The organism is Criblamydia sequanensis CRIB-18 (assembly GCF_000750955.1).
Taxonomy (GTDB): Bacteria; Chlamydiota; Chlamydiia; order Chlamydiales; family Criblamydiaceae; genus Criblamydia; species Criblamydia sequanensis.
In genome coordinates this window covers 38,857-64,326 of the sequence record NZ_CCEJ010000013.1, presented here as the reverse complement: position 1 = coordinate 64,326, position 25,470 = coordinate 38,857, and the positions used below count along the sequence as shown (strand labels likewise).

General features: G+C 37.8%; 20 protein-coding genes. 7 read left to right on the top strand and 13 right to left on the bottom strand.

The window, feature by feature from the left end:
- Positions 1–38: 38 nt before the first annotated feature.
- Complete coding sequence (locus CSEC_RS11775) at positions 39–1,145, bottom strand: class I SAM-dependent methyltransferase (protein ID WP_041018685.1); 1,107 nt, start codon at positions 1,143–1,145, stop codon at positions 39–41.
- 122 nt (positions 1,146–1,267) lie between these two features.
- Here CSEC_RS11775 and CSEC_RS11770 point away from each other — a divergent pair, with 122 nt between their 5' ends.
- Positions 1,268–2,764, top strand: a complete 1,497-nt coding sequence (locus CSEC_RS11770) for an alpha,alpha-trehalose-phosphate synthase (UDP-forming) (protein ID WP_053332042.1) — start codon at positions 1,268–1,270, stop codon at positions 2,762–2,764.
- Positions 2,765–2,766: 2 nt separating this feature from the next.
- Here the strand turns inward: CSEC_RS11770 and CSEC_RS11765 are convergent, their stop codons facing one another.
- Positions 2,767–3,828, bottom strand: coding sequence for an AI-2E family transporter (locus CSEC_RS11765; RefSeq protein WP_041018684.1), 1,062 nt, complete (start codon positions 3,826–3,828; stop codon positions 2,767–2,769).
- A 54-nt stretch (positions 3,829–3,882) separates the two neighbouring features.
- Entirely contained in the window at positions 3,883–4,425 is a 543-nt protein-coding gene (locus CSEC_RS11760) for an HdeD family acid-resistance protein (RefSeq protein WP_053332041.1), read from the bottom strand.
- Between the two features lie 393 nt (positions 4,426–4,818).
- On the opposite strand from CSEC_RS11760, the gene CSEC_RS11755 reads away from it, so the two are divergent.
- Complete coding sequence (locus CSEC_RS11755; RefSeq protein WP_041018683.1) at positions 4,819–8,463, top strand: AAA family ATPase; 3,645 nt, start codon at positions 4,819–4,821, stop codon at positions 8,461–8,463.
- A 295-nt stretch (positions 8,464–8,758) separates the two neighbouring features.
- Here the strand turns inward: CSEC_RS11755 and CSEC_RS11750 are convergent, their stop codons facing one another.
- Positions 8,759–10,189 carry an RtcB family protein gene (locus tag CSEC_RS11750; RefSeq protein ID WP_041018682.1) on the bottom strand — a complete coding sequence of 477 codons (1,431 nt, stop codon included), beginning with the start codon at positions 10,187–10,189 and terminating at the stop codon, positions 8,759–8,761.
- Positions 10,182–10,892 (bottom strand): archease, encoded by a 711-nt coding sequence (locus CSEC_RS11745; RefSeq protein ID WP_154017705.1) that lies wholly within the window; start codon positions 10,890–10,892, stop codon positions 10,182–10,184. The genes CSEC_RS11750 and CSEC_RS11745 overlap by 8 nt, the downstream gene beginning before the upstream one ends.
- A gap of 291 nt (positions 10,893–11,183) precedes the next feature.
- Between CSEC_RS11745 and CSEC_RS11740 the strand changes: the two genes are divergently transcribed.
- Together CSEC_RS11740 and CSEC_RS11735 are read left to right on the top strand one after the other, a co-directional pair.
- Positions 11,184–13,175, top strand: coding sequence for a ubiquitin carboxyl-terminal hydrolase family protein (locus CSEC_RS11740; RefSeq protein ID WP_041018680.1), 1,992 nt, complete (start codon positions 11,184–11,186; stop codon positions 13,173–13,175).
- Between the two features lie 94 nt (positions 13,176–13,269).
- Complete coding sequence (locus tag CSEC_RS11735; RefSeq protein WP_041018679.1) at positions 13,270–15,954, top strand: ubiquitin carboxyl-terminal hydrolase; 2,685 nt, start codon at positions 13,270–13,272, stop codon at positions 15,952–15,954.
- A gap of 257 nt (positions 15,955–16,211) precedes the next feature.
- Here CSEC_RS11735 and recN read toward each other — a convergent pair whose 3' ends face one another.
- From recN to rnhC, 3 genes are all read right to left on the bottom strand, one after another.
- On the bottom strand, positions 16,212–17,834 hold the full coding sequence (gene recN / locus CSEC_RS11730; protein WP_041018678.1) for a DNA repair protein RecN: 1,623 nt from the start codon (positions 17,832–17,834) through the stop codon (positions 16,212–16,214).
- A 7-nt stretch (positions 17,835–17,841) separates the two neighbouring features.
- Entirely contained in the window at positions 17,842–18,288 is a 447-nt protein-coding gene (locus CSEC_RS11725) for a hypothetical protein (protein ID WP_041018677.1), read from the bottom strand.
- An 84-nt stretch (positions 18,289–18,372) separates the two neighbouring features.
- Positions 18,373–19,266, bottom strand: coding sequence for a ribonuclease HIII (rnhC, locus tag CSEC_RS11720; RefSeq protein ID WP_041018676.1), 894 nt, complete (start codon positions 19,264–19,266; stop codon positions 18,373–18,375).
- 199 nt (positions 19,267–19,465) lie between these two features.
- Here rnhC and CSEC_RS11715 point away from each other — a divergent pair, with 199 nt between their 5' ends.
- Positions 19,466–19,870, top strand: coding sequence for a helix-turn-helix domain-containing protein (locus CSEC_RS11715; RefSeq protein WP_041018675.1), 405 nt, complete (start codon positions 19,466–19,468; stop codon positions 19,868–19,870).
- Between the two features lie 4 nt (positions 19,871–19,874).
- Here CSEC_RS11715 and truA read toward each other — a convergent pair whose 3' ends face one another.
- The 4 genes from truA to CSEC_RS11695 form a co-directional block, all read right to left on the bottom strand.
- Positions 19,875–20,624: a tRNA pseudouridine(38-40) synthase TruA gene (gene truA / locus CSEC_RS11710; protein WP_041018674.1), complete on the bottom strand. Its 750-nt coding sequence runs from the start codon at positions 20,622–20,624 to the stop codon at positions 19,875–19,877.
- A 13-nt stretch (positions 20,625–20,637) separates the two neighbouring features.
- Positions 20,638–21,246 (bottom strand): MarC family protein, encoded by a 609-nt coding sequence (locus CSEC_RS11705; protein WP_041018673.1) that lies wholly within the window; start codon positions 21,244–21,246, stop codon positions 20,638–20,640.
- Positions 21,247–21,260: 14 nt separating this feature from the next.
- A complete protein-coding gene (locus tag CSEC_RS11700; protein ID WP_053332040.1) occupies positions 21,261–21,863 on the bottom strand; it encodes a MarC family protein in 603 nt (200 codons plus the stop codon).
- A gap of 99 nt (positions 21,864–21,962) precedes the next feature.
- A complete protein-coding gene (locus CSEC_RS11695) occupies positions 21,963–22,478 on the bottom strand; it encodes a hypothetical protein (RefSeq protein WP_041018672.1) in 516 nt (171 codons plus the stop codon).
- Positions 22,479–22,683: 205 nt separating this feature from the next.
- Here CSEC_RS11695 and CSEC_RS11690 point away from each other — a divergent pair, with 205 nt between their 5' ends.
- Entirely contained in the window at positions 22,684–23,514 is an 831-nt protein-coding gene (locus CSEC_RS11690) for a metallophosphoesterase family protein (protein ID WP_041018671.1), read from the top strand.
- Positions 23,511–24,257 carry a hypothetical protein gene (locus tag CSEC_RS11685; protein ID WP_041018670.1) on the top strand — a complete coding sequence of 249 codons (747 nt, stop codon included), beginning with the start codon at positions 23,511–23,513 and terminating at the stop codon, positions 24,255–24,257. The genes CSEC_RS11690 and CSEC_RS11685 overlap by 4 nt, the downstream gene beginning before the upstream one ends.
- On the opposite strand, the gene CSEC_RS11680 is transcribed toward CSEC_RS11685, so the two are convergent.
- Positions 24,242–25,465 carry an LL-diaminopimelate aminotransferase gene (locus tag CSEC_RS11680; RefSeq protein WP_041018669.1) on the bottom strand — a complete coding sequence of 408 codons (1,224 nt, stop codon included), beginning with the start codon at positions 25,463–25,465 and terminating at the stop codon, positions 24,242–24,244. The two genes, CSEC_RS11685 and CSEC_RS11680, sit on opposite strands and share 16 nt — an antisense overlap.
- Between the last annotated feature and the right edge of the window lie 5 nt (positions 25,466–25,470).

Below are 25,470 nucleotides of genomic sequence, written 5' to 3'. Positions count from 1 at the left end.
AGGAACTATTTTAACAAATAAATGAAAAAATCCCTATGTTATTTTTTTAGAATAAAAAAATAGGTTTCGGCTTCAAGGATTGAGGTCTTCTCATTTTTCGTGATTTTTTTACCCATCGGGCCAATATGGATGAGCTGCTCTTTATAGGAAGAATCGACGGGTAAGTCTAGCTTTTTTCTTGAGGAGACGCATCCCTCATCGATTAGCTTAAAGCCGATTTCTTTTGAGATTTTTTTTATCCAATCAGAAAAGATTTCGGTAAAGGGGAGCAAGGCTTCAGGGTGTCTCTTTAGAATTTTTTCACTAAGCTTTGATAGCGCCCTTCCATTATTAAGCTTTAAAGAAGCGTTAAAAAAATGTTCTTTTTCAAGAGGGTTTAGCCCTTCAATAAATTGTAGAACCTCTATTTCAAGAGAAGTGAATCCAAACTCTTTTAGGTCTTCAACTAAGACAAAACCCCGATTTTGATAGCCAAGATTGGGAATGAATAAGGTCTTATTTTTTGAGAAAGTATGAATAATGGAATAAATAAAAGGTTCTAAATTAAGCAAATGCACTAAGAGGCCCTCATTTTTTAAAACCGCATGGACTTCTTTTAGCCCTTTTTCCAAATCTTGTTTAGAAAGGGTATCTAAAATATTGGAGCCTGCTATCAGTGTAAAAGCCTCTCCCTTAAAAAGCCCTTCAAGGTTAAGAAGATCGCCTTCGATTAAAGGGGGATTTTTTACCAGGCCCTTTATTGAAGAGATAATTTTAGGGTTAATCTCAAGATATAGGAAGTTTTTTCTCTTTGATTGGCTTAAAGGCGAGGTTAAGAAAGAGCTTCCGGTTGTATGAAGAGGACCTGAACCGATTTCAAGAGGTTTTTTAAAATTTTTATCAGGTATTTTTTCAAAAATGATCGCGCTATTGTTTTGTCTTAAATGAGAAAGCGTTAAATAGATTAATTTCTCTTCCCGGGACAAGGATTCAGGAATAAAGCCCCCTAGATTTTGAACTTTTAGCCCTTTCCTATACTCCTCAGCAAGTGTCTCATAATCAATAAAGAAACCTGAGGCAAGTTCAGTTATTAAAGAATTGGGTGTAAGCGAGAAAGAAGTTTCGTTTTCCAGGCTTTCAAAAAGATTTTTTAATAAGCTTTCCAAAGGAACCTCTTAATCTGACCTTTATCTCAACCTATCATACGGTATATAAAATTATTGAAAGTTTTTTTCTAAGAGAGTATTAAAAAATTTTATCCTTTCTGAATTAAATCAAGCTTGTACCAATGATAAAACATCAAAAAAATAGCATTACCGGGAGATTGATCGTCGTTTCAAATAGGCTTCCTATTATTATTACTAAAAAAGATGGCAAGCCGCATATTGTGCCCGGATCAGGAGGGCTTATTACAGCCATGGCCCCTCTTTTAAAGAAGCATAAGGGAATTTGGATTGGGTGGATCGGGACGCATGATTTTTCAGAAGAAGAGATTGCAAAAGCCTTGCATGAGTTTGAAAAGGAAGCAGGTTTTAAACTAGTCTCGATTTCTTTAACTAAAGAGGAAATCGCAGATTATTATGAAGGATTCGCAAATGAGATTATCTGGCCTCTCTTTCACGACCTTCACGCTTTATGCAACTTTAAGCCCTCCTATTGGAAGGGTTACCAAAGCGTAAATATAAAATTTGCTGAAAAGATTAAGTCGATTGCCAAAAATTTAGATTTTATCTGGATTCATGATTATCATTTAATGCTTGTCGGTAAGTACTTAAAGCAAAATTACTTTAATTATAAGCTTTCTTTCTTCCTCCACATTCCTTTTGCACCTATCGATATATTCCTTAAAATACCATGGAGGTTCGAAATCTTAAGGGCATTACTTGATTTTGATTCGTTAGGTTTTCAAACTCAACGTGATATGAGAAACTTTATTTATAATGCAAAAGCTCTTCTTAAAGATGCCATCTTTAGAGGCAGCGGAAATAAAACTCTTTGCCTTACGGATAGCACCGTTACAAAGGTAGGGGTTTATCCAATTAGCATTGATTTTGATGAGTTTGAAGAAAAAGCTAAGAGCCCTGAGGTTGAAAAAGAAGTTCAATCCATCCGGCAGTCTCTGCCGGGTAGAAAGCTTGTCTTTAGTGTGGATAGGCTGGATTATACAAAAGGAATCCCCTATCGTCTAGAAGCGATTGCCAATTTTCTAAAATCTTTTCCTGAGTTTCACCGCAAAGTAAATTTTATTCAAGTGATTGTCCCTTCAAGGACTGATATTCAAGGCTATATTGACCTAAAAGAAAAAATAGATAAAGCCGTCAGCCAAATTAATAGCGAATACACAAGCCCTGGCTGGATCCCTATCCACTATATGTTCCATTCCCTAACCCCGGTTCAGCTTCTTGGCTTTTACAGGGCAAGCGATGTTGCGCTTGTGACACCTATTAAAGATGGGATGAATCTTGTTTGCAAAGAGTATGCGGCTGCCAACATTGAAGAAAAAGGAGCTTTGGTTTTAAGTGAATTTGCAGGGGCAGCTTGCCAATTAAAGGAAGCTTTTTTAATTAACCCCTACGATGTTGAAGGAACTTCTAGAAGCATATATGAAGCCTTGACTCTGTCTGAAGAAAAAAGGCATTTCCGCATGAAAAAATTACGCCAAAAAATAAGAAAAGAAAATATCTACTTTTGGCTGAATTCTATTTTAGAATCAAGCGGCGAGCATCCTATCAGCGGGGTGCCTGATGAATATATTCCGGAAGAGTGTCAGAAATTCAATGAGTAATTTCAAAGTGAAAGATGATTGTTTTCTTCCTCGTAAATTTCCCCATTTTCTGAAAGAAGAATCGAAAGAAAACGGGTTTTTGGAAAGTTGGCTAAAATTAAGCTTGTAATGACTGTTATCGGTATTGAAAGAAAAAGTCCGACCATCCCCCAAATATGACCCCAAACGGCAAGAGAGAATAAAATCACAAGCCCGCTTAAATTAATCGATCTGCCTATTAATTTTGGCTCGATGATATTTCCTATGATAAAATGAATGGAAATCAACGTGCAAGTGACAATAAGAAAGGGAGTTAAGCTTTCAAATTGGACAAGGGTTAGCATGCAAGGCAAAATGGTTGCGATAATTGCACCGATCGTTGGGATATAATTTAAAATAAAGATGATAAATGCCCAAAAAGCTGCAAAATCAACGCCCACCGCCCAAAGAACAAAATAACTGATTAAAGCGGTTGCTATGCTTACTATTGTTTTTATCCAAATATAGGACTGGATTTGCTTTGTGATTCTAGCCACAAGCTTTTGAACATCTTGTCTTTTTTCCTTATTTGGAATTAAAGCCTTAAGCTTTTCATCAAAAGAGCCTGTCTCCATAAGCATAAAAATTACATAGAGAAAAATGACCCCTAAATTACTTGCAAAAGTGGTCAACATTTGAGCAACCCCTGAAGCTATGTCTACAACACTAAAAGAGCCGATAAGATCCGATAAGGCAGGAGGTTTTTGAATGTTGAGCTTGGTCATTAAGGCTTCATGCAGGTGGTTGAAGCGTTCTTGATAAAAGGGCCCAGCTTCAATAACTTGCGAGATATTTTCTACCATGAGTAAATAAGTTAACCAAAGGCCATAGCCTCCCATGAAAAGGGCAAGGGTAATGGCAAGCGGGTAGTTTATTTTATAATGGTAAAATCTAACTTTTTGAATTGCGCCGGCTAAGCTTGCTAATAAAAACCAAATGACAATGGCAATAAAAATTGGAATGAAAAGATCTTTTCCGACAGAAAGAGTATAGAATACTAAAGCGACAGTCAAGAATGAATAGAAAAAAGTAGCTAGAGATCCCATCAGCGCTTTACCTTAAAAGAGGGTTTATTAATAAACCCTCTTTATAAATACTTTTTAAATTCTCTCACTAGACTTTGGAACTGATAGAGTAATAATGAGAAGAGTAATTCCAATAATTAACAAATCAATCCCGACAAGGACACCGATTGCCCAGCTAGCACTTCCGGGAAGAGCGGCATAAATGATATAGCCAATTAAAAATGAAAGCAACCCGCTTATAAAAACAAGACCTGCTTGCGGTAAGTTTCTTGCGGAGATGCTAAAGAAAATCTTAAAAATTCCCTCGAGGAAAAAATAGACGGCTAAAAGAAGTGTTAAAGTGACAGCTCCTCTTAGAGGAAAAAATAAAAGATAAAGCCCTACTAGGACATAAAGGATAGACACTAATAGAGAAGGCCAAAAACCGGTAGAATGGACTCCGGATTTTAAAGTTCTAAACCCCTGTACAAGCCCTCCGATAAGAAAAAGAGAGCCTATCAATAAGCCTATGCTTAAGGTAAAAATGAAAGGAACCGCCAAAGCTGCAATTCCAAGTAAAATAAATACTAGGCTCTCAAAAAAGAAATAAGGCCTAAGAGAACGAATAGTTTCTTGCATAGCATTTCTCCAAAAAAAGTCTTAAAGCAAATGATTTTAATAAGCTTCAAGGGAAGCCGCTTAATTAAGCACAATAAAGTTTAATTTTTAATTTTTGTAAAGCGAATTACATTATTCCCATTTTATCTGAAAGCTTAGGAACCTTTCCAAAAAAAGGCTTAAATGAATTTCATGAGGCATTTTTAGCCAGAAGATTGCAGCAAAAATATAATATAAAAAAAATTTCAATTTATAAAATCAGCGGTTTTTAAGCTATAAAAAAATTGTGGATTAAATTTTCATTTTGATCCATCTAAATAAGGAATTGAAGACGTTAGCGAAAATAGCCATTAGAAATGAGAACTTTAACAATTTTTTGGCTAAGACAAAAGAAACTTAAGACGGAGTAAAATTATGACAGGCGTTACAGGAATAAAGGGGGGATCTCCCTATGATCCGGGATTAAAAGAATCCAACACAAGAAAAAGGGAAATGTGTGAACCTTCCACTTCTAAAACTAAAGGTAAAAAGGACTCCCCAAGAGCTGAAAAAAAACAAAGAGTTGAAAAGGACTCTCATACCGTTGCGGTAGCGGTATTAAGGGACCCGGACATTACAAGAGCTGCCGAGAATGGAGTTCGTTTAAATCCTAGAACTTATGAGGATCTATTTCCATCGGGTGAAAAAGAAGAAGAGGGTGAGCTTGAATATCCTTTAGTCAGTGTAGCGAATTTTCCTTTTCCTGCGTTTCCCGATCCTTCTGTTAAAAAGAATTCAATGTATGTACCCACACACTTCTTTTCTCAAGTAAAAAGGGCAATTGATAAAGGTCCAAGAGGCGTAGAGACTGTTATTTCACGTTTTGATCAAAGATCGGGTGTTATAACTCAATTATCTTTAAAAGTTTATGGTAGAGGAGAGCTGAATGGATTTGGTAAAAATGACCCTAAAAAAATTCTTGTCGACTCTCTTCAAGATATTCTGAGACAACTTTGGCAAGGAAAAGTTATTAGGATGGGTCAAGAGTTGTTTATCAAACATCCGGCGATCGGCCCGCTTGTTGCAATTGTAGATAGTTGGGCTTTTAAGGACATTGAAAAAGATAACCCCTTTATTGAGAAGATACCCTATTACGGAAAGATTACAAGCGCTACTAAAGTTAAATGGAGTTCAGGTGACGACGAAATAGCGCTTTTTGAAGAAATGAAAGATGAGGGGATTGCAAGATTTGAATTTTCAGTTTGTAAAGTAACTAGAGTTTCCGCTCGAATTATAGGCGCTTTGGAAGGCGGGCTTAACGAAGGTTGGAAAAAAGGGGAAAAGCCGGTCCCGGTTCCCGTTGCATTTTCAGAACTAAGCCAATGGGTGAGAGAGCAATTTTCCAAATTTAAAATTATTCCAGGAGAAGAGAAGCACTTGCAAATTTCAGGTGATCACGCTGTTACGATTAGATTCAAAAGCGTTGAGTTAAAGAAAGGGTCTGAAATTATATCCAACGTGGAGGAAGGGGAGTTTGAGAATCAAAATGAGATCGCTTTTCAGTTAAGAGATCATGCGATAAGAATCAGTGGGCATTCACAAATCATATTCACATCCGTGGCCTCTGAGGCGCAACCTGCAAATGAAGTAGTTTTTGAAATATTAGATACGACGGCTAAAGAGAACCTAAAAACGGGAAAGCGCCTTTGGGCCAGTTTTGAGGAAATCAAAGAAGCTATTTTAAGCGAGGAGAGATCTTTACCGATTGGCGGAAAAATTGTTCTTGAACTCGCCAAGGGAAAGTTTCTTTTAAAATTAAATAAAGCGAAGTGTATGGGTTTCACAGAAAATGACGATGACACCATAAAGCCATTATACCATTTAAGCAAAGAAACCCTCATAAAAGTTTATAGTAATAAGAAGCTCATGGTCGATTTAGTTCAAAAGAGTGTGCCAATCGATCTTGAAAGCATCACCATTAAACCAACCCTTCCGGACAATAAGAGTAAGTCGTTTCAAAGGATCCTTCTTGGTGAAGATGATGAAAATAAAAAGAAACCCATATTGGAAGAAGAAGCTTTAAAGGTTGCATTTAAAGATACCGTAAAATGTTTTTTGAAAGATCAAAATGTGGCCGCCGTATTAGACAATGGGCAAAAAGTCAACTTTCAAATTATGGAGATCACGTCAAAAGATCGGATAGCTCAAGGGTCTTATCCTTTCTTATATCAATGGACACCCGAAACCAAAATTCAATTTTATACCGATAATGAAAGCAACCTTGTAGTGGTACCGGCAGTTCAAGACCTTAATTACGATAACATTGGGGAAACTTTGATAGAGCTTGGAGTCGGGGGCGTGCCGGATCTATTAAAAGAGGCTCTCACAGCCATAAAGCTTTCTTGGGGTGATTACAAAGATTACATCACAAGCATGGATCTTCAACCGGAAAGGGGGATTTTAATATATGGGCCTCCTGGAACCGGAAAAACCATTTTTGCAAGGTTGATTGGAAAACTAATGAATGCGCAAGTCCATTATTATTCAGGGCCTGATATTTGGAATAAATGGCTCGGGGGCTCTGAGGCGAATGTTCGAAATATGTTTAAACTTGCAAGGGAAGATCAGGAAAAAAATGGTGCTGATAGCCAGCTTCATGTCATTCTTATCGATGAATTTGATGCTTTAGGCCAAAAAGTTGGTGAAGATGAGATAGCTGCAAGACAAAGTGTGGTTCGAACTTTTTTAAAGGAGCTGGACGGTTCTGCTAAGTCCCTTAATAATACGCTAGTTATTGCTCTTACTAATAGGAAAGATTGCATCGATAGCGCAATTCTTAGACCCGGCAGGCTCGGTCTTCATATAGAAATGGGATTGCCGGATTTAAAGGCAAGAAAAGAGATTTTTCAAATCCATACCAAAAAAATGAAAAATTTAGACGAGGGTATCGAATTTGATGAGCTTGCCGAACACACCATCGGTCAATCAGGAGCTTTTATTGCGGCTATTTGTAAAAAAGCCGTCGATATTTCCTTGAGAAGGGTCTACCAAAATAGAATCCCTAAAGATGAAATTTATACGCATTCGGATGCTAAAATTACCCAAAGGGATTTTAAGGAAGCGCTTCTAACGATGTTAGATCGAAAAGAGGAAATAGAAAGCCCTGTCCCTAATTTCCAGGCGGTCTATCAAAAAGCTGAGGTGAAAGAGGCCCTTAAAAAATTAGGCTTTGGGGGACTCTCCAAAGATCAAATAGAAATGGTTTTGGATTTAAGCTGCTATCAAACCTATAAGCAATTTTTCTTGGATAATGGCCAAGCTTTACCGAAAGGCTATTTTATTTATGGACCTTCAGGAACGGGAAAAACAATTTTTGCCAAATCCTTGATGAAAGTTTTTAATCTCAATAAAAACAGCTTTAAATACTACCGCGCTTCTTCTCTTTGGGAATTACAAGGCCATCACCTGAAAGCCAAACTTAAAAACCTTTTTGAGCACTCCCTGCACCTTGAGAAAGAGTTAAAACATGAAGCTAGTATGACTATGGTTGTAATTGATAATATCGATTGGCTTTACTCTACTCAAAAAATTCCCGACTCTTTGGATGGTTCCGTATTTAATCATTTCATCAAAGAAGTAGAGGATGTGCTGGAAGAAAAATTTGAATTTCGAAATCTTGTCGTCATAGGACTTGCTACAAGGCATTATGAACTATCCGATGGCATTCAGAGAGAAGGAAAATTTGGGAAGCATATTCTTCTTTCGCTGCCGGATTTGGAAGCAAGAAAAGAGATATTTGAGATTTGCCTCGGGAAAATAAAAGCGAATGGTCAGCTTGATGAGAAAGTAAATGTAGAAGAGCTGGCATTAAGAACAGATCGACGAAATGGCAGTTTTATTCAATCTCTTGTAAATAAAGCGTTCACATTAGCTGCAAGACGCCATATGAAGATGCAAAACATGACGGCGAGTCTTAAAGGCAAGGAAAAAGAACTGCCTCTAAAAGTTGGAATGGCAGACTTCGAAAAAGCTTTAAAGAAAATCAGCCCCCGAGAAGAGTGGCGGGAGAGATATATTTAAAACCCAACTTGCGCCCCTAAATCACGCATGAGCGTTACAGAACTTGACAAGTGAAATGTTAAGTGCCGAAGGCCAAGTTATGAACTTAGCCGAGGTGCTTGGCGTTTCAATTGGCAAGTGAGAGGCTTAGCTCTCCGCTTGATAGTTTGTGCATAGTGTCTTATTTATTAAAGAAGGTTTCTTGCTCAAACTAGTGATTTTTATTATCTCGTTTTCCATTGAAAAGGGGTTTGTGCTAGGATTTAGGGGAAAAGTTGGGTTTAAAAATAAAAATAGCTCCCTCATTTTGGGGGAGCTATCCTTTCACAACTAAAAAAGGTTTAAGCCTTGCCACTTGTTTTGCTAGATTTGCGTCTTCTACCGCCTGGACAACAAGGCTGCCATCTTTATAAGCATTTGGCATTTCTTCAACAATTGTCCTAATTGAAGAAGCTTTAACTTGAACTCCTTGGCTTTCCATGTATCGGATTGGGTCTTTTCCTTTCCAGAATTTGGAAGATTTAAAACGGCTCATTTCTCTTCCTGCACCATGGCAGCAGCTACAAAAGGTCAGAGGATTTCCAAGGCCTACAAGTAAAAAACTTGCTCTTGCCATATCTCCCGGAACTAAAACCGGCTGCCCTGTCTTTTGAAAAAGAGAATTAAGCTCCTTTGATTTAGGCCCAAGACTTCTTGTAGCCCCTTTTCTATGGACGCAGACTTTCTTTTCAACCCCATCAATTAAATGCGTTTCAAACTTGGCAATGTTATGGCAAACATCATATAGAAGGCGGACCTCTTCAAAAGGGATTCCTAGGGTTTCATTGAAGCTTTGACGAACTTCATGAAGGATTCTCTGTCTATTATTGAAAGCAAAATTAGCAGCAGCTGCCATAGCCTTAAAGTAAGCTTTTCCGTCATCGCTTTTAATGGGAGCTGAAACAAGCTGCTTGTCAGGAAGATTTTCCGAATAGCCTTTTCTTACAAATTCATCGAGTGTGTCTTGGCAGACTTGATGGCCAAGCCCTCTTGATCCGGAATGAATTAAGACATAGGTTTGACCTTCAAAAACGTCCCATTCCTTGGCTACATCTTTTAAGAAGATGGCATCGACTTTTCCAATTTCAACAAAATGATTGCCGGAACCAATAGACCCAAGCTGATCTTTACCACGATCTTTAGCAGAAGTAGAAATGTAATGGGCATCGCCGCCTGCAATAACGCCATAGCTTTCCATATACTCAAGATCTCGGGAAAAGCCATAACCTAAATCAATAGACCATTTTGCGCCTTCTTTCACTAATTGCTCGTAGTCGCTATTGGTTAGGGTTTTAGCTTTACTATGTCCTTTGCCAACGCCTGAGGGAACGTTTTTATAGATGGATTCAAGAAGCGCCTTTCGATTTTTTGCCGTGATAGAATCAAAGGGGATATCAATTAGAGCTAGACGAACCCCGCAGTTAATGTCATAGCCGACACCCCCCGGGCTGATCACTCCCTCTTCAGCATCGGTTGCGGCCACACCGCCTATAGGGAAGCCATAACCCCAATGAATATCCGGCATAGCGACGCTATAGCCTAAAATACCCGGAAGATAGGCAACATTCCTCACTTGTTTCAAAGGTTCTTCAAGGTCGTCAATCTCTAAGAGTTTCTCGCTTGCTATAACAAGGCCCGGCACTCGCATACCGCCTTCCTTTGGAAGAAGATAGGTCGCAGGTTTTATTTTTTTTAAATCTTTAGACATCGACAATCATTTCCCAGGTAAAAATATTTTTATTATCTATTTTGATTTTTCCATGATGTGAAACGGCTTTAAAGGGAGACCCCTCATTTTTATCTTGTTCCCTAATGGCTTCGTTAAGCCAGAGGACAATGGATTCGATGGATGAAAAATCTTTTTTTGAATAATTAAAAAAAGGTTCAATATTTAATTCCCGGCTCATAAGAGCGGCTTTTGCGTTTAAGGCTATTTCTTCCAACGACTCTCCTTTAATTAGATAGGCAATGTCTGCTGTATGGTCTATTTCCTCGAAAGGCTTTTCAACCTCTTTCGTTATTAGAGGAGAATAGGAAAGCCCGCCCAAGCTTTCATAAAGATGAAGGGTCGACAAAGTTATGATAAATGATGTAAATTCAAATTTTAAATTGATTTTGTCGAAGGGTTGTCTTGCAAAGGTAACATGCGGGAGGAAGCTCCTTTTTTGATCTATATGAGAAATCAGGTCTTTTTGAATCAAATAGGATGAAAGTTTTTTTTGATAGTCCAGCAAGCGATTTTCTCCGGCAAGAAACCTTAGGCTATAGGAGGCGGTAGCGGGCTTATTAAATGGAAGGAAAAGGATTTCTTCAGCAACCGCTGAAAATCCAACAAGAGGGGGCGTTGGGATGGATTTTAAAAAAAAATCTAGCTCGTTATAGGGCTGCATCCCGAGGAATGCTAAAGTCATATGTCGATTTTTCTCGTTAAGAAAGCGAGCCTTTGTGCAAAAGAGTGGCCAATCAGCACAAGCTTTAAGGCCAAAGAAAATTTTTTTTTTAAAGTCGACCATTGAACCCTTAAACTATTATATAAAAATATAACAGGTAACTTTATTTATTAAGTTTTCTTAATTTTGTAAAGTTGTTTTATAAAACATAATTTTCTTTGTTTAGATGATCCGTTAAATAGTTATAAACTATTGATAAATAACCGTATTTAAGGTACGATCTATTCTTTTAATAATTTTTTTGAGTAGCTTATGTCCTGTCAAGAAGTCGGTTTTTTTAGCCCCATTTATCCTAATTCCAGTGTTGCAGCTCCTGTAGAGAAGGCTTCTATGCTTGGTCGAATCATAGAACCTTTATTTGATTTTGGACAAACTTCTTATGAAATTTTAATGAAAAAGTCTCTTTCCCAAAAGATTTATATCATGGAAACCGGGCCGCAAAAAGGGGTGATGGTTCTAGCTCTTAGAATTGTAAAGGCTGTCGTGCTAATTTTTGCAGCCCTATCTGTTGTTGGTATTTCTATTTTGCTTGCCGCTAAGTTCTATTATCGCCAGATCAACAATTTTAAAATCCAAGATCGCGTGATGACGGAAAAAGATTTGGATCAGCTAAAGAGCGAGCTTGAGAAATATAGACTTGGCTCAGAAGTGTATTTGCAAGCTCAAGGAATGATCAATAACCTTGAAGCGCTTTCTAATAAAGATGATTCAAGCAATAACTCCGAGTTCATAAACTATCTAAAATTTGCGCTCGACCTAAAAGAAAACTATGAGGACTGGCTTAAAAAAGCTGAAGGCCTTTCACTATTTTTTGATTTGGACAAGTTAGAGCAGATCAATGTTTTGATCTCCGATTTTGAACTTCTTAATATCCAGCTTAACGAAAAAGTCCATAGTTGCAGAGAAGCCATTGTAGAAAAAATCAAAAGTGTGCAAGAGAAGATAAAAGATTTCGATAAAGATGCTTTAAGGCTGGACCCTGATCGAGAAAATATCGCGATAGCTAAGTTAAAAGATCTTGCCAATATTGCTAATTTCTTAGAAGACTTTGGCGCAAATCTTGAGTTAACCCGTCATAATGTAACGTGGTTTTTCGAGGATAAACCTCTCATTGATAGTGAATTGACTAAGGCTCTCTATGGCATTTTGAAGCCAAAAGGAATTAGTAATTTAGGCGCAAGCTGCTATTTAAATTCTGCTTTGCAGCTTCTATTTTCTTCTGAAACCATAAAAGAAAAAATAGCTGAGCCAAACTGGGCCTCCATAGAAACTGTTTTAGATAATTTTATGCTTGATGCGATGGCAAGAGATGTTTATCAGTTTGATGACAAAGAAAAGTTAAAAGAAGTTTGGGCCGGTTTAAAAGAAGAAGATATAGATTTTTACATTCAGCTTAGAAGCGTGGGAGACCTTGAAGAGGGTGGCATAGAAGGCTTTGATGAAGAAATGGGGAGAATCTTAAGAAATGCTATTTTGGATTATCAACGGCTTCATCGTTTAAAAAGATCGCTTCAAGAGTATTATTACGAATTAGAAAATCCGGACACTAGCCCTTATGCCCTTAGCCGAAAAGTTGTTTCCATCCGTGAAGCTTTGTTTAAGGCTAATGTGATTGCAGGTGATATTAGAGAGCAGCAAGATGCTCAAGAATCCTTAAATTACATTTTGACAGCTCTTGGACTCGGGGTTTCTCTTTCAACTGAAAGAAGCGGTGAAAGGGGGGGAAGGACTATTCGCTCAGAGAAAGAAACGAGCTTTTATTCGAATTTACCGCTCATCGTACCTGATCAAAAAGAACCCATTCCAATCCAAAGTTTAATAGATGGTTTTTTTACTGAGCGAGAAGCAGGTTCAGCTGAAGATACCTGGAATAACTTCTCCACTTACAGGGAAAAAATGTCCCTGGAAGGCTCTCCCCCTAGGCTGATTAATCTCCATCTTAAAAGATTTTCGTTTGATATGAGAACCGGAGATGCTCATAAAATCAAAACTCCATTGACTTGGAGTCCTGATTTCGAGATCGATTTTTCAAGAGCCTTTAATATGGATCAGGAATGCCGGTATAAATTGAAAGCGATCATCAATCATAAAGGCGATGTCGGAGGGGGGCATTATACGGCCTCTCTTAATCTCGCCAATATTTACTTTGATTGCAATGACAGTGAGACAAAAGCTGTCGATGTATCAGATTTTGCCCAAAAAGTACCTTATGGATATTTTTATCTATTAGAAAAAGTTGATTAAACAATTTAATAATAAATTCGTTTTCATTATTTGTTTTTCTAAAATATTATATCCCTGCTTTATAGGGCGCTATAAATAAAAATGGTTTTAATTAATGACTATCTCGAGAGACCAGTCGGCTGAAGGTACGGTCCCAAAGACAATCCCTTCAAAAGGGTTTTTTTCTGACTTTTTTGAATCCATGGCCAAAGCCGGACGAAAGTTTCAAAAAATTTCTTTTTCTCAAAGAGTTCTTGTCGCTATTGCTAGCATTGCTGCCACAATATTCACAATTGTCGGGGGAGTCTTTGTCTTTCGATCGCTCGCTAATTTTTTTGCTGAAAAAAAAGTCACCCCTCTTTCTTCCTCTGAAGTTTCTGAATCTTCAAGCTCTACTTTGAATTCAGCAAGCAAAGCTGAAAAAATCTTTAATGAGAAACTAGGTTCTTCCAAAAGAAAAAAACAAAAGGGAAAAGAAGTTGAAGGCAAAGAACTCTCTTTAGACGACTCTCTTTCTTTCGTTAAAAGTTATTATGAAGATCTTACAAGCTCTATTAGTAGAATCGAAAAAGAAATTCTTCGCTTTAGAAAGATTGCCATAGATTTGATGCATAGAGCTCCCAATAAAATGACAGCAACAAATCTTTCTAAAATTGAGCGCTATATTGATAGATTTAAAAAATGTCTTAAATCTTTTGAAGGCAAGATTCATCTTGGTGAATTAATGATAGCCGGCCAAAAGGAGAACGCCTCTTCATCCGGACTATCTCCTTTCGAAAAGCTAAGAGAGAGGCTTGCTGCAAAAAATGAGCTGCTTGATAAACTTCAAAAGAATGTCCAAATTATAAAAGAGATTAACCTAGGTGCAATAAAGCTTGAGGAAGAAGCCGCTTCTGCAACGGATGCAATCTTTGAAGCCTTTAAAGAAATAGATGGTGAGCTAACCAAAATCAGCTATCAAAGCGAGAAACCAAGTCAATTAATAGCATCATTAGAAAATAAATTAGAGTCTATCAGGCCTCTTTTTGAAAAAGTAAGAGATTTTGAATTAAGAGAAGTACTCATCAATTGGTTTATATCACTAGACGGGAAATTTACTGAAAAAAAAGCATTAATTTCAAATTATCTTCTTCAACTTCAATTGGATTTAGAGAAGTTCAAGAAAGAGGATGCAGAGAGCGAAGAAAAAAATACGATTTCCATTAGAAGGGATAAAATTGGCTGCTTGAATTTTTTAACTTCAGAAGAACTTGAAGAAGCGCTTTTATTAAAGCGCCAAATTACGGCGAGAATTGCTTTTTTTAATTCACTTGCAAGTTATGTTCAAGAACATTTGAACAATGACATAGAGATAAAACTTGTCTTTGACTCCTTTAAGGGAGATTACGAACTTCTTCTTTTAAGCCTAAATGAAAAGGTTTCCGAATACAAGGATCGTTTGAATCTGCTGTTAGAGAAAAAGAGCGTCGAAGCGCTTGGCATTGAAGATAAAGGCGATGCCGTAGCTCAAGCAAAACAACTTGTGGTTTTATTCCGCCGCTTCGAAAAAGAGTTTTTAGCGGAGGAAAAAGAGTGTTTTTCTTTTGAAAAGTTCGACCTTTTTAGGGAAGCTGTCTCTCTTTTAGAAAAAGAAAATTTAGAAGTCTTTCACGGAATTGAAAACGTAGGCAATAGCTGCTACTTGAATTCAGCGATTCAAGTCCTTCTTCAAATACCTTTTTTTAAATCAGCTCTTCTACAAGAGAATTGGCAGACCGATTTTCTAAATATTCTTGAAGGGGACCTCAATGCTTTTTCAAAGCAATTAAGAGATCCTCTTACCCCAAGCTTACTAACTCTAGAAAACCTTAAAGCGATTGTCGAAGAGTGGGGAGAGAGCTCCTCTTCTCTTTTTGACGATAACACTCTTCTTGAAGTGACTCTATCTCGGTTTACTGAGAGCCCATTGAATGAGAATGAAATCAGAATTCTTGAAAAGCTTTTTCAAAAGGTCTCTTCCGAAAAGAAAATCGAGCAAGCCGTAAAAGAGTTTATTTTGCTTTACGACACCCCGAATTATGATTCGGTCGAACTAAAAAAAGCAAGCCGCAAAATGAGAGACGCTTTTTTTGACGCAGGAGTGTTTTTTCTATCGCAGAATAGAACCGGGATGGAAGATGCCGTTCAAATTTTAGAGAAATTATTATTTAACCTAAATTATCAAGTTAATCTTGTAAAAATGAAATTTGAAACAGGGAAAGATGTTCCTCTTGGCCATAAAGAAACGCAGCCTTTTCAAGTGATTCAAATTGAACTTCCAAGGGAAAATATGGATGAAAGCCCTTCCCTTCAAGAAGTATTGGACCAGGCTTTCTCAAGAAGCTCGCATCATGATGCGGACCCTATCCGAATTGAAAATAGCCTCGATAGCACGGTCTTTGAAGCGAATGATTGGGATGAAAAGCAATCCCTTGAAAGCCCTCCTCCCTATCTTGTCCTGCAGATGAAACGCTATCTTAAGATAGAAGATGCCGGGAATGTTGAGTTTGAAAAAATAGACACTTCTTTTAAACTTCCAACTGATTATACCTTTGATTTATCTAAAGGGTTTGACCTCGAAAAAGGATCGGTTCAGTACCGTCTTAAAGCGTTAGTTCACCATGATGATTGGGGTACTAAAAGAGCGGATACCGGCCATTACACGGCTTTAGTTGAAAAAAATGGCTCTTGGAGCCATGCCGATGACTCCCGAGTGACAGAAGTCATAGACCCCGATAGGCGGATGGGTAGAGGCTATCTTTATATCCTTGAAAAAGTCTAATCCCTAATTGCGTCCACATCTAGCTTAAAGAACTATTTTGAGAATGCTGATCCGAAATTTAGCGGTAAATTCGACACTGAGAATCGGCTCTTCGGTCTGAAACCGTAAATTGGATTACTTCTTGAGATACATTAAATAGAAATGGCTTATCCCTTGCAAAATCTAATATAAGGAGGAGAGTCTTTTATACAGGCTAAGTTGGCCAAAAATCTATCATCCCTCTGCCAAGTGCTTGGGTCAAGATTAACCATCAGAAGTTAAGCAAGAGCTCCTTCCAAAGCAGCTTCCCCTCTCATACGTTTAAGCTCTTCCATCCGATGCTCAGAAGCTATAGCTTTTGCGAAAGTAACTGTCCGCCCATCTTTTGTTTCCTTATGGATCCTAAGATGGAAAGAAGCTTCAATAGCCACTTGGGGAAAGTGGGTGACAGCTAAAACTTGCGCTCTTTTCCCGATTTCTTTTAATTTTTTTCCAACAAGAGAGGCAGATGTTCCACCGATATTAGCATCGATCTCATCAAAAAGGATAGATCGGTTTTCATTCTCTTTTGTCGTCAGCACTAAAAGAGCTATAAGAATACGCGAAACCTCTCCACCGCTTGCAGCTTCTACCAGGGAAACAAAAGGCTCTCCAGGATTTGGCGCCAAGAAAAATTCGACGCGGTCCTTTCCGGTTTCTCCACATTCTTTGGGAGTGATTTCAATTTTGAATCTACCTGAAGATAAATTAAGGGATGCAAATTCTTTTATTATCTCAGATTCTAGCCTCTTAGCTGATGCTGTTCGTTTTTCAGTCAATTTTGAACTCAAAAGATCTCTTTTATCTTGAAGGTTTTGCAAATGAAGTTTTTTTTCTTCAAGCGATTCATCGCTTTTTTCAAGTAAAGTCAATTCCCTTTCAGCAAGCTCTTTCCTTAAAAGAACATCTTTAAGCTCGCTCCCATATTTCTTTTTTAGCCTTGAGAGGGTTTCAAGACGTTTTGAAGCTTCTTCCATTTTATAGGGGTTAAATTCTACACGGCTAATTCTTTTCTCTAAGGTTTGAGTCACATCCTCTAAAGAAATAATAGCCATTTTTAAAGATTCTTCTTGAGAGGCTAGCAAAGAATCGATTCTAGAGAGCTGGTGAAGGCTTTTATGAGCTTGTTTTAGGTTGGATAAAAGGCTGTCTTCACCATCAATTAGGTTGACAATGGATTGCATCCCCTCTTGCAGATCATTGGCATTGGCAAGAAGCTGATATTCTTGAAAAAGAAGCTCTTCTTCGTCTTCTTTTGGATTGACAGAAGTTATTTCATCAACAATTTCATTTAGAAGGTTAATTTTTAACTTGCGTTCATAAAGAGAATTTTGAAAGTTTTCTAGTTCCGTTTTTGCGCTTACCCATTCTTTATAGCAAGCTTTATAGTCTTGAAGCTCGCTTTCTAATTGGCAGAATTGATCAAGGAATCGGATGTGGGTTTCTAGTTCTTTTAAACAGCGGTTATCGTTTTGGCTGACTATTTGAATGAGGCTTTGTCCGACTTTTTTTAAAAGAGAGGCTTGCACCGTTTGATGATTAATGAAATTACGGTTTTTTCCATTGGAGAAAATTTCTCTTTTAATAATGAGAAGATCTCCTTCAGTATCGATCCCGGATTCCTGCAAGATTTCTAGAGCCTCTTGAGGGTAGTTTTCAAAAATGGCTTCTAAAGTTGCCTTCTCCTTACCTTGCCTTATGAGTTCAGTTGAGGCTTTGCTCCCGGAAATTAAAGCAAGAGCTGAAAGAAATGCGGATTTCCCGGACCCTGTTTCACCGGTAATCACATTGAATTCTTCACTAAATTCAATTTGACAGCGGTCGATTAGAATGAAATCTTGGATGGAAAGTGATTTTAACATAGCAAATTTAGTCGTGCAACGAAGAGATAAGGGCTTTTAGTTTGCCCTCGCTTTCTTCGATGAAAGCGCCTTCTTTTAACTTTGGAATTTGAAAAATAAGATTATTTTTGAAGTAAACAATAGGTACTAAATTGAGGCCTTCTTTATCTCCAAATAAATAAATGGATAACGAATCGAAACCAAGACTTTTTTCAGGAAGAAAGCGGCCTTCAAAAGAGTTTGAATGATTGATAAAATCAATCATCTGCATTTGCTGTTTTAGGTTTAAAGTGTAGGGGAGGCCATTATAAACAAGCGCCATTCCATTTACATTATTAGGGTCAAGAAGCATTCCTTGCGAGAGAGAGGGCGAGGAAGAAGGAATTATTCCTCTTGGCATGTGTTGAAAAAACAGAAAAAAAGTTCCCAAAAAAAAGAGAACTATCATTGCTATTAAAGAAGGATTTTTAAACATGGTACCAAATGCTCTTTAATTAACTTTCTTCATACCATCATTTTCTTTCTAAAGCAAATGAAGCTTTTGTTTTTTAAGCCTGGTTTAAAGCGCTTCATAAGTTTTGAAATGAAGTTTAGCGGTTTTCCTTAAAGCTTCGTCCCCATATTGGGCTTTTAATTTTTTCCCGGCTTGTATGGTGAGTTTTGAAGCGCCCTTAGGTAGGTCGATTTTGTATTCTTCGCTTAAAGTTTTTAAACCCTCTAGAAAAGCAGCCCTTGCCAAAATAGAGGCGCTTGCAACAACGACATCTTCTTCAGCCCTATGCCTTTGCTTCAAAACAAGATCGGCTTCTTTCTTTCTTAAAGCGCTAAGGAGCACCGACTCATTGGCAAACTGATCGACAATTGCCAAAGGGCAGCCCGTTTCTTGATGGAGAGTGCTTAAAGCGGCCGCATGAGCCCAGGCAAGCAAAGAGTTTAAATTCGAAAAACCTTCGTAGAGGCTATTGTATTTTTCAGGAAAGATGCGAATAATTTTATAGGGTACGATCTTTTGGATTTCTTTAGAAATTTTGAGGGCTGTCTCATCTGTTAACGCTTTAGAATCTTTGGCTTTTATCCTAACAAGCTCCGGGATAGTCTTTTCATTTCCATAAACACAAGCTACGACAAGCGGTCCAAAAAAATCGCCTTTTCCTGACTCATCCCCCCCTAATCTTGGCGTTAAATCAAGGTTTGCATCGGGGTGGGAAAAGCTAAAATTGCCGAGGATTTCGGGCTCTAAAAAAAACTCGATAAAAGGAGCCATGTCTTTGCCCTGTACCGTCAGCTTGCCGCTTTCATAAAAGGTGCAGCTGACTCCTTTTTTTTTCGCTGAAAAAAAAGCGTAAGGGATTTTAGCGATTTCAAAACCTTGGGAAATTAAGCCTTGAAGGAGCTTATCTTTCATGGATACGTCTACTGTCGTTACAAAGATAGAGGGAGTGTCTTTTGTCATTTTTTTCCTAAATAGTCGATGAAAAATAGTATCCGATTTTAAATTCTAAGAGAAGAAAAATTAGAAAGGAGAGGCCATTAAGACAATTGATAAATCGTAGACCATAGAGGTCTTAAGTTTTAATTAGCATTCCTTCTTTTCTCAATATGGGAAATAGGGTATATTTGGATGAAAAAACCCGCGCTGTAGGGGAGAAAAAATGACCAGCCAATCCACGCAAGTCGGAGAGCTTTTTAAGCAAAAGCGGAAAGAAAGAAACTTATCGCTTAAGGAAGCCGAAAATGCGACTTCCATTCGAGTTAATTATTTACAAGCTATAGAAACCGGCGAAATATCAAAGTTAATTTCTCCGATCTATGCTCAGGGCTTTATTAAACAATATGCGTCTTTTCTTGGTTTAGACGGAGATATCATTTTAAAAGAACATCCGGAGTTATTTGGAAGGCCCCAGCCTCAAGAATTTGCTTATGGCATCGGGACTTTGGAAGTCCGGGACAATCCGGGCGCCGGTGTAAAATGGCTTCCTAACTCGATATGGATATTGGCTTTTACAGCCTCAATAATTGTGGCATGGTGGCTTGCTCGTTATCTTGAAGTCATCTGATACTTCAGGAATAAAAGACCTGATAAAGAGTAAGCCCTAAAGCTGGAGCTGTCACTTCAGCGGAAGCTCTTTTCTTAGAAGAAAGAATGTTAGGGATGGATTCAGGTTCAATTTTTTTAAGCCCGGCATAAACTACAGTACCAACCATATTCCGGACCATTTTGTAAAGAAAATGGTTGCCCTCTATAATAAAGGAAAATTTTGAGTCTTCGCTTTTTTCTATGTCAAAGCGTATAACTTCCCGAATAGTATTCTCATAGCAATTTTCCTTTATCGAATTGCAAAATGCGCTGAAGTCATGAACCCCTAAGAAGTGTTTTGCAGCTTTAACCATGGCTTTTTGATCTAAAGGCTTAGGGATATGCCAAGAAAAAAGCCTATCTTCAGGATAATGCGTTAGGGTATTTCTAACAAAATAACGATACTGCTTTTTTGTCACATCAAGTGTGGGGTGGAAAGACTCTTTCTCAATTCCAAGAGAAAGAACCCGTATGTCGCCCGGCAGCAAGCAATTTAAACTGTACTCAAGCCGTTTCGGGTCAAAGGGCTTATCGGTCACAAAATTGACCACTTGCCCTTTTGCATGAACGCCTCTATCGGTTCGACTGGCAGCTTGCAAAGAAACTGCTTGTCTTAAAATAATGGTTAGAGCTTTTTCAAGCTCTTCTTCAATGGAAGGGCCCGTTTTAGTTTTTTGCCAACCGAAATAATGGGTTCCCTCATATGAAACAATCAGTTTTACATTAGAGTTCATGATAGTTTTAGATTTAAGAGGCGACTGCTTTAAATGATTCTACAAAAAGAGCCACACCTTCAAAAAACTTTTGAATGGCTACAAGAATAAGAACCATACCCATCAAGCGCTCAAGGGCGATAAGCCCGTTTTCCTTTATAAATTTCTTAATTTCTCTACCGAATAAAAGTACAATCAGCGCTGCCAACCAAGCAATGAAAATGCTTATCAGCATAGGGAGCCATGTGGTTTCGTGAGCGAAAATCATAACCATGGCAAGAAGAGAGGGCCCGGCTATAAGGGGAACCGCTAGAGGGATAAGAATGGGGTGCTCTTCCGGAAGATTATGTCTTAAGCTTTTAGAGGTTGGAAAAAGAATTTGAAACGCCGTTAAGAAAAGGATAATAGAAGAGGAGAAGTAAACCGTGGTCGGTGAAATTTGCAGCAGTTGCAACAAATACTCGCCCAAGACATTAAAAAATAAAATGATAGCTAAGACAAAAAGCATTTCTCTTAAGACAGAGAGCCGATAGTGCTCTCTTTCGTTTTTATCCAACAGTTTTAAGAAGCTGCTGATATTGCCAAATGGGTCCATCACAAGAAAAAGAGTTAACGCAATGGAGCTAATCGTTAAAGTTGCCATGAAAAACCTCTAAATCAGGATAGCTGATTAATAAATAAACGAATGCCTTTAAGAATCATTTCAATGGCCATAAAAGATAAAATCATTCCCATTAATTGTTCTAAGAGCAAAAGACCTTTTTTACCGAAAGCCTTCTGAAGATAAGGGGTAAATATAAGCACCGGCATAACGCCAAGCCAAGCAATAAGCAACCCAAGAAGGACTTTAATAAATCCTGCGCTATCTTTTGAAAATAGCATGATGATGGCAATTAAGCTTGGCCCCGTCAAAAGAGGGGTGGCTATCGGAACTATAAAGGGTTCTTTATTAGAGCTTTTTTCATTTTCTTCCTTAGGGGACGGGAAAATAAGGCTTAAAGCGACAAAAAAAAGTAAAAGTCCGCCGCAAAGGGCAAGGGCATATTCCTCAAGCGAGAGTAAACCTAGAAACCAGGTTCCGAAAAAGAGGAAAAATAAAGCAATTCCAAGGGCGATTAAACCTTCCCGGATAACGATGGCTCGCTGTTTTTGAAGAGGGAAATCCTTTACAAGAGTTAAGATAGCCGGGGAATTGCCTATTGGATTTGTTATAATGAAAATAGAAAATGCAAATCTAATAATAGCTTCAATCTCAGACAAAATGAACACCTTCTTTCAAGATCTAATAGCTGATATTGTAGAAAAAAATAATAAAAAAACAATAAAAAAATAAAAGATAAAGAATTTGATCAATTTTATTTACAAGAGAGCTTCAATATTTCTTTTTTCAATAAGATTATCCTGCTCTCTTTGAGCTGAAACAAGTTTCCTTTTATGGTTCATTTGCAAGGTTATTCCGCTAAAGACGCCGGCTGCAACGGCTGCAACACAACCAAGAGATGAAATAAAGTAGCTTAAGGCAACAGAAGATCCAAAAAAAATAAGTTGAAAGTAGGGGTGTTTTTCTTGGAAGGAAGAGGCTCTTTTTTCTAATTCGTGAAAAAAGCTGTTTTCAAAATAAAACCCAATTTTCCAAATAATTCTTGTAACAAGAAGAGAAATTCCGGAAGCATAAAAAGGAGCTGCTATGGCCGGAAAAAAAATAGTAAGTACGACCCCTGCAATTAAGAGGCCGAGAGCTTCAAGGGGGGTCACAGCTTTTAAAAAAGTAATGGTCCGGCTAAAAAAGTTGGCTTGTTCCTGTTGGCTTTCGGGCAACTCGCTATATTGAAAAGGGTTTTTCTCAAGATCAAGTTCAACAGGGGATAAATTCATATTACTCTATATTAAATGAGTTTATAACTCATAATAGGCAGAGAGATTAGTTTTTTTCTAGTTTTCATTTCATTAACTTTGCCAATAATTAGTTAACTGGTTCCTTAATTCCCCGTATTTTAAGAAGGGATAATTACTTCTTAATAGCTTATTATTTTGAATCTTTTTAAGATGGATGGATAAATCTTTATTTTAAGGCGTTTACATGCATCAAGTTTCACTTGGAGATCATTCTAAAAAAAAATTACTCTGGATTACAGATTTACATCTTAATGCTCTCGAAGAAGAGCAGATTTCTGACTATTTTCAAACTTTATCCAATTTTGAGGGAGCGGCCCTATTGATCGGCGGTGATATCTGCGATGGCAAAGATTGTTTGAAGTGGCTTAAAGAAATTTACTCAAAAGTAAAATGTCCCGTCTACTTTGTACTGGGCAATCATGATTTTCATTTCGAGAAAATTGTGGATATGAAAGCGGCCGCCCGAAAGTTTTCAGAAGAAAGTAAAGGCATTTCTTATTTGACGGAGAGCGAAATTATCCCACTTAGCTCTAAGACGGCCCTTATAGGAGCCGATTTATGGGCAGACTCCCAAGAAGGAGATTTTTTAAATTCCACCATTCGATTAAGCGATTATGATAATATTATAGATCTCGCCCCCTTAAAGGGCCAGGACCTAGCTTTAAAGCTTTTAACACTTGGAAAAGAGTGTGCGGATCAATTAAAAATTAAACTTACTAAAGCTTATCAAGATTTTGAGACGATTATTTTATTAACCCACATCCTGCCTTTTAGAGAAGCTTGTCTTTACGAAGGGAAAGATTGCGATGATAATTGGGCGCCTCATTTTATTTGTAAAAGCGCAGGTGATATGATTAAAGAAATATCTTTTAAGTTCCCTAGCAAAAAGTTATTGATTCTTTCCGGCCATTCTCATGAAAAAGTGGATAAAAACATTTCAAACAATGTCAGAATACTTGTTGGAAAGGCAGATGTTGGAAAAACAGACATTCAAGGTTTGATCACGTTTTCATGAAAACGAAAAATTTTCCGGTTGCGATCAACGATTCGCTAGAACAGTTTCTTTTGGCTTGTGAACAAAAGCAAACGATAAATTTGGATAAAAAAGGGTATTGGTATCGTGAATGCTGGTTTGTCCGGTTGGTATTTTGGATATTAGATCTTGAAAAAGCGCGTCTTAGAAATATCATAAAAGCTTTCTGCAGAGCTATTGATTCTTTTGAAGAAGACATGCTTTTTTGCAGATTAAAAAATGAAGAGATTTCAAAAAAGGCCTCCTATTATTTAAGGATAGCAAAAGTTCTTCATGACAAGCTTAAAAATCACCGCTCCCGGCAATCCACTAGGGTTTGCAAAAAACTTAAACGAAGAGTCTATTCCTTAAAATATCGACTTGGAAGTAAAGAAGAAGGGGGCATTTCTCAAATTTGTCCGCCTCTTTCGATTGTACACCAGAAAATGCTCGAATTGTTTAACGATTTTCAAAAGGATTTTTTTGGCTACAACCGCCCTCTAAACCCTTATTCAAAAAGAATCTTATACAGAATCTCTTGTTATAGCAAATTTTTAAAACACTTTGACCAGGATATAAATTTTCGTAACAAATTTTTTTCCATAATTAATCAAAACGGAAAATCTGCGCTATTTTTTTTCGAGTACCCGAGTTTAAGTTTAAGGCTTGCAAAAGTGCCGAAAGAACATTCAAGAGCCTCGACACTTTTTAGAGTACTTATGCTTAACCATCAAGTCAAAGCATAAAGACGCTTTAGCCGAGAGAGGGCTTGATGAAGGGACTCTCTTTCAATGAAAGCAGAACAGCGTATAAAGCCATTTCCGGCAGGGCCAAAGCCGCTTCCGGGTGTCACTATGAGTTCAGCTTTTGTTAGAAATTCATTAAATAGATCCCAGGAATCTTCTTTTTTACCTCTTCTCATCCAGATAAAGGGCGCGTTTTCACCGCCATAGACTTCAAATCCAAGCGAAATCATTTCCTTTTTTAAAAGATGAGCATTTTCCAAGTAATAATCGGTCATTTTTTTAATGGCCCGCAAGCCATCGGGCGATAAGGCTCTTAGAGCTCCCATAGAGGCGATATTTGAAGCTCCATTAAAACAAGTCGATATGATTCTTTCCCAATCTTTCTTTATCGAAGAGCCGTCTTCAAAATGCAGTTCTTTCGGTACGACTGTAAACCCGCATCTTACCCCCGTGAAACCAATCATTTTTGAAAATGAATTCATTTCAATAGCAGCTTCCCTGGCGCCTTCAATTTCATAAATACTTTTCGGAGTATCCTTAGATCGGATATAAGAAGAGTAAGCCGCATCGTATATAATCAGGATTTTTTCTTTTAAAGCAAAATCGACAATAGTTTGAAGTTCTTTACGGTTAAAAGCTTTTCCTGTCGGGTTGTTAGGGGAGACAAGAATAAGAAGATCCGTTCCTTTAGCTTTATCTAAATCAGGAAAAAAATCATTTTCAGGCTTGCAGGGAAGGTAGGTGATCCCTTCGTAGCCCGGCTTGTCTTCATTAAACCCTAAGGTTCTACCTTGTAAAACGCTTGTGTCGACAAAGGCAGGGTAAGCCGGGTCTTGCACGCTTATTAAAGAATCCTGTCCAAAAAGAGCTTGTAATCTAAAGATATCAGGTTTTGCTCCGTCTGAAATAAAAATATCATCTGCCGGGATTATGTTTTGATAGTGATGAACCGATAGGGCTGCTCGTAGAGCTTCGCCGCCAAAGGGAGGACCATATCCATGATAGCCCTCAAAGGTTCCAAGTCCTTCTGAAAAAGCTGCCATTTCTTTTGTGATAAAAGACGGAATGGGTAAAGTTGTATCCCCGATACCAAGGCTTAATAATTTAGAATCTTTTTTATTATCTAAGTAAGCTCTTTTTCGTCTTTCTATTTCAGGAAAGAGATAGCTTCCTTTAAGTTTTGCTATATTTGCATTTCGTTTTACCATTGTTC

Excerpts from the sequence above, each read along its gene's own strand:
- CSEC_RS11770 (WP_053332042.1), top strand. The coding sequence starts at position 1,268 with ATGATAAAACATCAAAAAAATAGCATTACCGGGAGATTGATCGTCGTT.
- CSEC_RS11765 (WP_041018684.1), bottom strand. The coding sequence starts at position 3,828 with ATGGGATCTCTAGCTACTTTTTTCTATTCATTCTTGACTGTCGCTTTA.
- CSEC_RS11760 (WP_053332041.1), bottom strand. The coding sequence starts at position 4,425 with ATGCAAGAAACTATTCGTTCTCTTAGGCCTTATTTCTTTTTTGAGAGC.
- CSEC_RS11755 (WP_041018683.1), top strand. The coding sequence starts at position 4,819 with ATGACAGGCGTTACAGGAATAAAGGGGGGATCTCCCTATGATCCGGGA.
- CSEC_RS11750 (WP_041018682.1), bottom strand. The coding sequence starts at position 10,189 with ATGTCTAAAGATTTAAAAAAAATAAAACCTGCGACCTATCTTCTTCCA.
- CSEC_RS11745 (WP_154017705.1), bottom strand. The coding sequence starts at position 10,892 with ATGACTTTAGCATTCCTCGGGATGCAGCCCTATAACGAGCTAGATTTT.
- CSEC_RS11740 (WP_041018680.1), top strand. The coding sequence starts at position 11,184 with ATGTCCTGTCAAGAAGTCGGTTTTTTTAGCCCCATTTATCCTAATTCC.
- CSEC_RS11735 (WP_041018679.1), top strand. The coding sequence starts at position 13,270 with ATGACTATCTCGAGAGACCAGTCGGCTGAAGGTACGGTCCCAAAGACA.
- recN (WP_041018678.1), bottom strand. The coding sequence starts at position 17,834 with ATGTTAAAATCACTTTCCATCCAAGATTTCATTCTAATCGACCGCTGT.
- CSEC_RS11725 (WP_041018677.1), bottom strand. The coding sequence starts at position 18,288 with ATGTTTAAAAATCCTTCTTTAATAGCAATGATAGTTCTCTTTTTTTTG.
- rnhC (WP_041018676.1), bottom strand. The coding sequence starts at position 19,266 with ATGACAAAAGACACTCCCTCTATCTTTGTAACGACAGTAGACGTATCC.
- CSEC_RS11715 (WP_041018675.1), top strand. The coding sequence starts at position 19,466 with ATGACCAGCCAATCCACGCAAGTCGGAGAGCTTTTTAAGCAAAAGCGG.
- truA (WP_041018674.1), bottom strand. The coding sequence starts at position 20,624 with ATGAACTCTAATGTAAAACTGATTGTTTCATATGAGGGAACCCATTAT.
- CSEC_RS11705 (WP_041018673.1), bottom strand. The coding sequence starts at position 21,246 with ATGGCAACTTTAACGATTAGCTCCATTGCGTTAACTCTTTTTCTTGTG.
- CSEC_RS11695 (WP_041018672.1), bottom strand. The coding sequence starts at position 22,478 with ATGAATTTATCCCCTGTTGAACTTGATCTTGAGAAAAACCCTTTTCAA.
- CSEC_RS11690 (WP_041018671.1), top strand. The coding sequence starts at position 22,684 with ATGCATCAAGTTTCACTTGGAGATCATTCTAAAAAAAAATTACTCTGG.
- CSEC_RS11685 (WP_041018670.1), top strand. The coding sequence starts at position 23,511 with ATGAAAACGAAAAATTTTCCGGTTGCGATCAACGATTCGCTAGAACAG.
- CSEC_RS11680 (WP_041018669.1), bottom strand. The coding sequence starts at position 25,465 with ATGGTAAAACGAAATGCAAATATAGCAAAACTTAAAGGAAGCTATCTC.